This window comes from Desulfobacter sp. UBA2225, from assembly GCF_002348205.1.
GTDB lineage: Bacteria > Desulfobacterota > Desulfobacteria > Desulfobacterales > Desulfobacteraceae > Desulfobacter > Desulfobacter postgatei.
The window spans coordinates 1-8,336 of the sequence record NZ_DDYV01000224.1 but is presented as its reverse complement, the minus strand read 5'-3'; the positions used below and the strand labels follow the sequence as shown (position 1 = coordinate 8,336).

The 8,336-nt window shown below is 40.6% G+C and carries 9 protein-coding genes, 3 tRNA genes and 1 rRNA gene; 10 read left to right on the top strand and 3 right to left on the bottom strand.

Annotation, left to right across the window (positions count from 1 at the left end; genetic code table 11):
* Positions 1 to 41 precede the first annotated feature (41 nt).
* Positions 42 to 158 (top strand): 5S ribosomal RNA (gene rrf / locus B3D59_RS11390).
* A gap of 140 nt (positions 159 to 298) precedes the next feature.
* Positions 299 to 375 (top strand) — tRNA-Arg (locus B3D59_RS11385).
* A 73-nt stretch (positions 376 to 448) separates the two neighbouring features.
* Here B3D59_RS11385 and B3D59_RS11380 read toward each other — a convergent pair.
* Positions 449 to 679, bottom strand: a complete 231-nt coding sequence (locus B3D59_RS11380) for a hypothetical protein (protein WP_286819859.1) — start codon at positions 677 to 679, stop codon at positions 449 to 451.
* Positions 680 to 1,024: 345 nt separating this feature from the next.
* On the opposite strand from B3D59_RS11380, the gene B3D59_RS11375 reads away from it, so the two are divergent.
* The 3 genes from B3D59_RS11375 (at position 1,025) to B3D59_RS11365 (ending at position 2,362) form a co-directional block, all read left to right on the top strand.
* Positions 1,025 to 1,101: transfer RNA gene (locus tag B3D59_RS11375), tRNA-Pro, on the top strand.
* Positions 1,102 to 1,381: 280 nt separating this feature from the next.
* Positions 1,382 to 1,915, top strand: coding sequence for a hydrogenase-4 component G (locus B3D59_RS11370; RefSeq protein ID WP_286819858.1), 534 nt, complete (start codon positions 1,382 to 1,384; stop codon positions 1,913 to 1,915).
* Between the two features lie 138 nt (positions 1,916 to 2,053).
* Complete coding sequence (locus B3D59_RS11365; protein WP_286819857.1) at positions 2,054 to 2,362, top strand: pyrimidine/purine nucleoside phosphorylase; 309 nt, start codon at positions 2,054 to 2,056, stop codon at positions 2,360 to 2,362.
* A gap of 234 nt (positions 2,363 to 2,596) precedes the next feature.
* On the opposite strand, the gene B3D59_RS11360 is transcribed toward B3D59_RS11365, so the two are convergent.
* Positions 2,597 to 2,670 (bottom strand) — tRNA-Gln (locus B3D59_RS11360).
* A gap of 184 nt (positions 2,671 to 2,854) precedes the next feature.
* Between B3D59_RS11360 and larE the strand changes: the two genes are divergently transcribed.
* Positions 2,855 to 3,694: an ATP-dependent sacrificial sulfur transferase LarE gene (gene larE / locus B3D59_RS11355; RefSeq protein ID WP_286819856.1), complete on the top strand. Its 840-nt coding sequence runs from the start codon at positions 2,855 to 2,857 to the stop codon at positions 3,692 to 3,694.
* Between the two features lie 67 nt (positions 3,695 to 3,761).
* Here the strand turns inward: larE and ndk are convergent, their stop codons facing one another.
* Complete coding sequence (gene ndk / locus B3D59_RS11350; protein WP_286819855.1) at positions 3,762 to 4,181, bottom strand: nucleoside-diphosphate kinase; 420 nt, start codon at positions 4,179 to 4,181, stop codon at positions 3,762 to 3,764.
* 150 nt (positions 4,182 to 4,331) lie between these two features.
* Between ndk and coaE the strand changes: the two genes are divergently transcribed.
* The 4 genes from coaE (at position 4,332) to B3D59_RS11330 (ending at position 8,118) form a co-directional block, all read left to right on the top strand.
* Complete coding sequence (gene coaE, locus B3D59_RS11345; RefSeq protein WP_286819854.1) at positions 4,332 to 4,943, top strand: dephospho-CoA kinase; 612 nt, start codon at positions 4,332 to 4,334, stop codon at positions 4,941 to 4,943.
* Positions 4,944 to 5,107: 164 nt separating this feature from the next.
* Positions 5,108 to 6,355: a transcription termination factor Rho gene (gene rho, locus B3D59_RS11340; protein ID WP_286819853.1), complete on the top strand. Its 1,248-nt coding sequence runs from the start codon at positions 5,108 to 5,110 to the stop codon at positions 6,353 to 6,355.
* 63 nt (positions 6,356 to 6,418) lie between these two features.
* On the top strand, positions 6,419 to 6,628 hold the full coding sequence (rpmE, locus tag B3D59_RS11335; protein WP_286819852.1) for a 50S ribosomal protein L31: 210 nt from the start codon (positions 6,419 to 6,421) through the stop codon (positions 6,626 to 6,628).
* Between the two features lie 266 nt (positions 6,629 to 6,894).
* Complete coding sequence (locus B3D59_RS11330) at positions 6,895 to 8,118, top strand: transposase family protein (protein ID WP_286819861.1); 1,224 nt, start codon at positions 6,895 to 6,897, stop codon at positions 8,116 to 8,118.
* Positions 8,119 to 8,336: the final 218 nt, after the last annotated feature.

Genomic DNA, 8,336 nt, shown 5'->3' with positions numbered 1-8,336 from the left:
ACTTGATTTTTACTGCAACAGATTAAATAATTCCAGTTTAATCCGGTGACAATGGCAAAGAGGTCACACCCGTACCCATCTCGAACACGGAAGTTAAGCTCTTTAGCGTCGATGGTACTGCATGGGAGACTGTGTGGGAGAGTAGAACGTCGCCGGATTATTTTTCAAAAAGCCCGCGTCAATAATGAATTGATCCGGGCTTTTTTTTATTTGAATATTGGATTAAAATTTTTTATCGAAATTAATAAAATTACTTGCATTTTTACTTAAAGGTTGATATAAATATTGAGTTTTTTGGGCGCCCGTAGCTCAGCTGGATAGAGTACTTGACTACGAATCAAGGGGTCGGGCGTTCGAATCGCTCCGGGCGCGCCACAAAAAACAAATAAAAGTTTTCGGGCTTTTCCTGAAAACTTTTTTATTTTGGGTCCGGCGTAATTATGCTTTCTTAAAGGAATACAGAAAATAAAAGGGGGGCGGAAAATTTTTTTTCGCACCCCTTTATGTTTAGGTTGTGGATGGTGTCAACAATGATGTTGGCTTTCTCAATGAGTCCGTTTTCATCGGTGGTGTACTCATCTATCAGGGTCCCCTTGGGTGCTTCCGCATGCCCTACGCGGCGACCGGCTTTGGGGGTGACGTTAAACGCGTCTCTTTTCCACAGATGGATGTTGATCAAATATACATGGAAATCCTCTGGTCCCAGGATTTTGCATAGGGGAACTTACCATAGGGTGTTGGTTCCGCCTGTTCCGGTGGTCTCTAAATAACAGAGATTGGTCAACGGCCTTTTTGAAGCGGTAATTACGCTGTTCAATATATGGTCCCGGTTTTCCATTTGGAATAGGTTAAAATAAAATGATAGATCGGGTGATCAAACGAACCGCCGTCTATAGTGACGCCCAGTTTATCCATATGGGTGAAATCAGACTTGCATAAGTAGGTGGACAAAAAAATAAGAAAAAAAATAATTTTTATTGACACCTGCAAACGCAGGTGATAAATATCGCGATGTTGCTTTTAACGGGACGTAGCGCAGCCTGGTAGCGCACTTGTCTGGGGGACAAGTGGTCGCTGGTTCAAATCCAGTCGTCCCGACCATAATAAAAAAAAGAAGGGTTTTCAGCGGCTTTGCTGAGAGCCTTTTTTTTATGCGAAAACGCTACTGAGTCAAGATTCAGAGAGTCTTGAAAACGTCTTTTTTAATGCCTGAACGCTATAACTCACGCCAAAAATGGGGAGATATCCCTGGCATAATCCTGGATATTTATCGTTGATCACCTCACTTCCCTTTTCATGATGGAACCCCTTCATTTAAAAATTTAGAAGTTTCTTTTAAATACCGATAATATATAGAAACACCAAACAGGGAGAATGGACGATGACAAATGTGTCTGGCATTGCAAATAACGTCACCGGGATTGATTTCACATTATTTCAACCAAACAATAGAATCGGGAGAAATAAATCGATTTCAAAATATTCAGTGCAGACTGAGATCATACAATTCAGCCTGCAAGTCAGAACAGATAGCCAACACAACATTGAGACCCAGAATGCTCTTATTCATTTTACCCAACTGGATCCGGATCTTAAATCTTCTTTGATTTATAACAATCATCCTATTTCTGAACTTTCCTCCGAGCAGGCTACCGAGCTTGTCGGTGAAAATGGATATTTTGGAGTGGATAAAACATCCCAACGCATCATTGATTTTGTGATAAAGGGTGCTGGCGGTGATATAGAGCGTTTGAAATCCGGACGGGAAGGCATCCTTAAAGGGTTTAAGGATGCGGAAAAAGCCTGGGGAGGTAAACTGCCGGAAATATCATATGAAACATTGGCAAAAAGTTTAGAAACCATTGATGAAAAAATCCGAGAGAACGGTGATTCAGTTGTCGATTTGAGCATTTGAAGATTGTCAACCCAATGAAAAAAAGGTTGATCTTGCTTTTCTGAGCAATGAATGATTATCTCCAAATATGATTGATTTTCAAATCTAAGGTCGCAAGTTGCTGTGATGGTTTTTTTAACAAAGAGGAGGTATTTGGATATGTCACAATTCAACAATGTAACAATCACCAAAGAGGCAAACATTTATTTTGATGGCAAAGTTACGAGTAGAACAGTATTTTTCGTTGATGGTTCTAAAAAAACTCTTGGCATCATGCTCCCTGGCGCCTATGATTTTAATACCGATTCGAAAGAGTTGATGGAAATCCTTTCGGGCGACTTAGAAATACAATTGCCTGGGGAAAGTTGGAAAAAGATATCAGGTGGGGAATCTTTTGAAGTGGCGGCAAATTCCAATTTCAAACTGAAGATTCACACTGTAACAGATTACTGTTGCAGCTACCTATAATATATAAAACCCTTGAGCGCTTAGGAGAATTTACAGCCCGCTCATATTTGGATCGACCTAAACTCCGCGTTTTGGCGACTTTAAAAATGGACATAAAAAAAATTTAATCTTCTGACTTCAAATGAATCTTAAATGGGGAATTCTTCACTTGGACAGTGCCGGCTATGTGTGGACAAACCTCTTTGGACGCAAAAAAGGCTTTCAGGGAAAAACCTTGAAAGCCTTTATCATCGGTGGCTGGCTGACTAGGATTCGAACCTAGATTGACGGAGTCAGAGTCCGTAGTCCTGCCATTGGACGATCAGCCAGCAGAAGAACAACGTCAGGCTATATACAATAAAGAGATGATTGAAGTCAAGAAAATATTCGTTGAAAGTTGAGATTGAATTAGGCTATTGTTTTTTGATTTAATCAATATCAGCGTCAGCAATGGTTAGATTGTTTAGATCTAACGCACCGACTTAAACCAGATCTTGTAATTAATGAAAACATATGAACAACAGCATGGTTAATTGGAGAGACTTAGGCAAAAGCCTGTCGGCTAAAGATAAAAAATTTTCTCATCTTCTTGATGTATTAAAACATGATTCGGGTCTGGCTATTGCATTTTCAGGTGGTGCCGATTCGGCATTTCTGCTTGCGGCAGCGCTTATTGCCGGGGTGAAATCGATATTACCTGTTACCATTGTCTCTGATTTTTTTACGGCTGGAGAAAAAGAGCGGGTGATCCGTTTGGGCCAATACTTGGGTATAGCCCCCATTCTTGTTCCCGTAAATATTTTGGATGATGTCAGGGTGACCCGGAATACCGACAGGCGCTGTTATTATTGTAAATTGTTTTTATTTTCCAGGGTCATGGAGGAGGCAAAGAAACGTGGGATTCGTACCTTGTTGCACGGGGTAAACCTGGACGATTTGCAGGAATTTCGGCCCGGCATCGATGCAGCCCGGGAATTGGGTTTTAAGATGCCTTTGGTGGAGGCTGGTTTCTCAAAAGAGAAAATTCGTGCGTGTTCAAAAATATTGGGGCTTGAGACCTGGGATTTGCCTGCCCAGTCCTGCCTGGCTACCCGTATTCCCCAAGGAGATATCATTACCAAAGAAAAGCTTTTAAAGGTTGAACAGGCGGAAAATTGCCTTCATGAGTTGGATTTCGCCCAGGCCCGGGTTCGATGTCATGGGGATTTGGCTAGAATTGAAGTTGGTCCTGATGAATTACACCGCTTTTGGGAACCAGATGTGAGACAGGAAATAGTCGAGGCGTTTAAACGTGCGGGCTTTTATTCTGTATGTCTTGATTTGGAGGGTTATACCCCGGCGGCCAGCATATAAAGTTAAAGATAAATCGAATCGTCCCCGGCGTCATAAGACTGCCGGGGATGGAATTTTTTGGACGGTACTAACGGGAATGCAGCTCTAGGTCATTGAAGAAATAACCAATTTCAAATGCAGCGGTTTCTGGGGCATCAGAGCCGTGGACAACGTTCTTTTCAATGTCCGTGGCATATTCCTTTCGGATGGTTCCTTCTTCTGCTTCTTTAAAATTTGTGGCGCCCATCAGTTTTCTGTTTTTTGCGATAACATTTTCGCCCTCTAGTACCATTACAACGATGGGGCCCGATGTCATGAAATCAGTCAGACTGTCGAAAAAAGGACGTTCCTTATGGACCGCATAAAACCCCTGGGCCTGGGATTTACTCAGATGGATCATTTTCATGGCTGCGATTTTAATGCCGTTGGTTTCAAAGCGTTTGATGACTTCGCCGATGACGTTTTTTTCTACTCCGTCAGGCTTGATAATGGATAAGGTCCTTTCCACGTATGTTCCCCTTGTAATAATTAATAATAATTTAAAGTTAATGGGTGATTGAACGGGCTTGATAAATATCACAGGAATATATTATAAGTCAAACCCGATAAACGTTGGGAATTGAAGGGGAAAAACAAACTAATATAACGATGGAACAAAATGCTTAAAATAGGCGTGACAGGATCGGCTGGCTCGGGAAAAAGTCTTGTGTGTGATGGATTTCGGCGTATCGGTCTGATAACCCTGGATTGTGATGAAATTGCAAGGCAGGTGGTGGAGCCGGGGCAGGCTGCCTATAATCAGGTGGTAAAGGCGTTTGGGGCCAAGATTGTGGCCCCGGACCGCACCTTGGATCGCCCGGCCCTGCGACGTATGATTGTAAACACAAAAGGCAGTCGGGAAAAACTTGAATCCATTCTGCATCCTATTATTATCAGCGAAACGGTCAGGTTGATGGATGACGCCGTCCTTTCAAAGCAAAAGTCATGTGCGGTTGAAGTGCCTCTTTTGTTTGAACTTGGCATGGAAGCTCTTTTCGATGTGGTTGTGGTGGTGACAGCTGAGGATAGCACTCTTGTTGATCGGATTGCCGCTCGGGACGGCGTGAATCGGGAAAGTGCCCAAAAGCTTTTGGATATTCAGATGCCCCAGGCTGAAAAGGCTCAAAAGGCGGATTATGTCATTGAAAACAGAGGCGAGCCGGAAGCTGTGTTTAAATCAGTGGACGTTTTGTATCAAAAACTTCTCAATCAGCGCTTGACAAAAAAATAATAATATTTTAATAGGGTTTTAAACTACTGACGTTTCACATTATCTGTCTTTTTTTCCCCCAGGGCTCGGTTGGCCTCCAATTTGTCAAAAAGGCATCCCCAAAAAAATGCATTGTGAATTCATAACACCTTTAACCAAACGGATGGATCAGATCAGGAGATCGAATGAATCTTGTAGAACTCAATAAGATGAAAATCAGTGAGCTCACCAAGCTTGCCAAAAAATACAATATCCAGGGTATTGGCGGCCTTAAGAAGCAGGAACTGATTTTTGCGCTGCTCCAGGCCAATATTGAAGAAAGTGGACAGATTTACGGTGAAGGCACCCTTGAAATCCTTCCGGATGGGTTTGGTTTTTTGAGGGCGCCGGGGTACAATTATCTGCCCGGTCCCGACGATATTTATGTTTCTCCATCCCAGATCAGGCGTTTTAACCTGCGCACCGGAGATACCATTTCCGGCCAGGTCCGCCAGCCAAAGGATTCCGAACGGTATTTTGCCTTGCTGAAAGTGGAAGCCGTTAATTTCATGAATCCTGAAATGGCAGCTGAAACCATTTTATTTGATAATCTTATGCCTTTGTATCCGGATCGTAAAATGAACCTTGAGGCAGAATCTGATAACTATTCCATGCGGGTCATTGATCTGATGTCCCCCATCGGATTCGGCCAGCGCGGTCTTATCGTCTCCCCGCCTAAGGCCGGCAAAACCATGCTGCTCCAGAACATTGCCAATTCAATGATCAAGGCTCACAAAAATATTGTTCCCATGATCCTGCTCATTGATGAACGTCCGGAAGAGGTGACGGATATGTCACGTTCTGTAGATGCGGAAGTGATTTCTTCCACCTTTGACGAGCCTTCTGAGCGACATGTGCAGGTGGCTGAAATGGTAATTGAAAAAGCCAAGAGGATTGTGGAACAGGGCCACGATGTTGTGATTCTCTTAGACAGTATCACACGCCTTGCAAGAGCCTACAATGCGGTGATGCCGCCTTCCGGAAAAATTCTGTCCGGTGGTGTCGATTCCAACGCCCTGGACCGTCCCAAACGTTTTTTCGGTGCCGCCCGAAATATAGAGGAAGGCGGCAGTCTGACAATTATTGCCACTGCGCTTGTTGACACCGGCTCTAGAATGGATGAGGTTATTTTTGAAGAATTCAAAGGAACGGGTAATATGGAGCTTGTGCTTGATCGAAAACTGGCGGACAAGCGTGTGTTTCCTGCCATTGATATGAACCGTTCCGGTACCCGGAAAGAGGAACTTCTCCTTGACCCTGAAGTGTTGAATCGGGTCTGGATTTTGAGAAAATTGCTTTCAAGTTTAAATTCTGTGGATGCAATGCAGTTTCTACTTGAAAAAATGAACGGAACAAAGGATAATAAAGAGTTTCTTGAGATGATGAATTCATAACAGGAAACTTTTTTTAACTATTACGGTCTTTTATAACGAAGACTACAAGGAGTGACGTGTAAGATGAAAAAAGACATCCATCCGAACTACACAAAAACAACAGCAACCTGCGCCTGCGGCGCAACATTTGACATCAGTTCCACAAGAGAGAATATCAAAGTGGAAATTTGTTCCCAGTGCCATCCTTTCTTTACAGGGAAACAGAAATTGATTGACACTGGTGGACGTGTTGACAGGTTTAAGAAAAAGTTCGGTATCACAGATAATGAGTAAATTCAAATTGATTCATAAAGAAAGCTCAGGGTTAACCTTGAGCTTTCTTTATGAGAATTACAGCTCTGACGAGTAAATAATTTTCGAGATAATAATTGCCAAAACTGTATAAAAATGATATAATATTAGAGGTATAAAGTCACTAATATCAACAGTTTTGGGGGGATTCAAATGATAAAAATAACTAGGAAAAGTAAAAGGGAAAAAGAAAAGAAAATAAATTTTTTCGAGGAGTTCATAAAAATAAAGAAACACTTTTTCAAGATATTTTAAAGCATTTAAAGAGTGTGAAAGACCCTCGACATAAGAGTTATATAGAATACGAGTCGGATATTATTCTCTTTTCGATGTTAATGAAAAATGCATGCAGTATATATAGCATGAGCAATATGACTGAACAATTTAACAAGGATGAGTGTATTAAAAATATTGCAAATGTATTAGGATATGAGACATTAGAAGAGCTTCCGCACCATGATACAATAAATAATTTCTTATGTGGTTTAAAACCGGAAGAGATAGAAAAAATAAGAGACTACATGATTAAGCAACTGTTCAAGAAAAGGAGTTTAGAGAGCTATAGACTACTCAATAAATATTGGTGCATTGCTATAGACGCAACAGGTCTTTTCAGTTTTTCCGAAAGACATTGCGAACACTGTCTTAAAAAGGAATACAAAGACAAAGAAACCGGGGAGGTTAAAAAAACAGTCTATTACCATAATGTATTAGAGGCAAAATTAGTAGTTGGAGATATGGTATTCAGTGTAGCTACTGAATTTATTGAAAATGAAGATGAAAATGTATCAAAGCAAGACTGTGAAATAAATGCATTTAAAAGGCTTGCAGTGAAGCTTAAAAGCAAATATCCCCGGCTTCCGATATGCATATTGGGAGACAGCCTGTACGCCTGTGAACCAGTATTTGAGATATGCAGCAATAATAAATGGAAATACCTTATCAGATTTAAAGAAGGTCGGATAAAAAGTATTGCTAAGGATTTCAGTGTACTTAAAGAAATTGAGGGAAACAAAAATAAAAGCTGTACTTGGATAAATGATATTGTTTACAATCAAAGGTCTGTAAACCTTATAGAAACCGAGATAGAAGATGAAGCCAATGATAAAAAGTGCTACGTTTTCATAACAGATATAAGAATAACAAAAAGAAATGCTGATGAAATAATGTGTTTTGGCAGGAGCCGTTGGAAGATAGAAAATCAAGGCTTTAACAACCAAAAGACAAAGAAATATAATGTAGAACATGCTAACAGCTTGAATTACAATGCTATGAAAAATCATTATTTGATAACACAACTGGCAGATATATTAAGGCAGCTATATGAAAAAGGTGTGGATAAAATAAGAGATTTAAAAAAGAGTATAAAAGAAATATCCTCAAGCCTGTTAGAATCGTTTCGTACGCGCTTGCTAACAAATACTGAGGATACTCTTAACACAGAGAAACGTATACAGATACGCTTCGGTTGATAACATTATTCTAGCAGGGTGGTGATAAAAATAAAAGACTTTTAGAAAATTTTATAAAAATAAGACCAAGACAAGGTGTAATGTTTCCGGCAAAAAATAAAATTAAGCATATGGTAAAATTTAACATTACACTAGGCCGGTTTAGATATATAAATATGGTTATAAATATTTTTACTCGTCGGAGCTGTGGGAATACGGCGAATTCATGAAGCAAAATA

Bases quoted from the DNA above. Each gene is read 5' to 3' on its own strand.
- B3D59_RS11370 (WP_286819858.1), top strand. From the start codon at position 1,382: ATGACAAATGTGTCTGGCATTGCAAATAACGTCACCGGGATTGATTTC.
- B3D59_RS11365 (WP_286819857.1), top strand. From the start codon at position 2,054: ATGTCACAATTCAACAATGTAACAATCACCAAAGAGGCAAACATTTAT.
- larE (WP_286819856.1), top strand. From the start codon at position 2,855: ATGAACAACAGCATGGTTAATTGGAGAGACTTAGGCAAAAGCCTGTCG.
- coaE (WP_286819854.1), top strand. From the start codon at position 4,332: ATGCTTAAAATAGGCGTGACAGGATCGGCTGGCTCGGGAAAAAGTCTT.
- rho (WP_286819853.1), top strand. From the start codon at position 5,108: ATGAATCTTGTAGAACTCAATAAGATGAAAATCAGTGAGCTCACCAAG.
- rpmE (WP_286819852.1), top strand. From the start codon at position 6,419: ATGAAAAAAGACATCCATCCGAACTACACAAAAACAACAGCAACCTGC.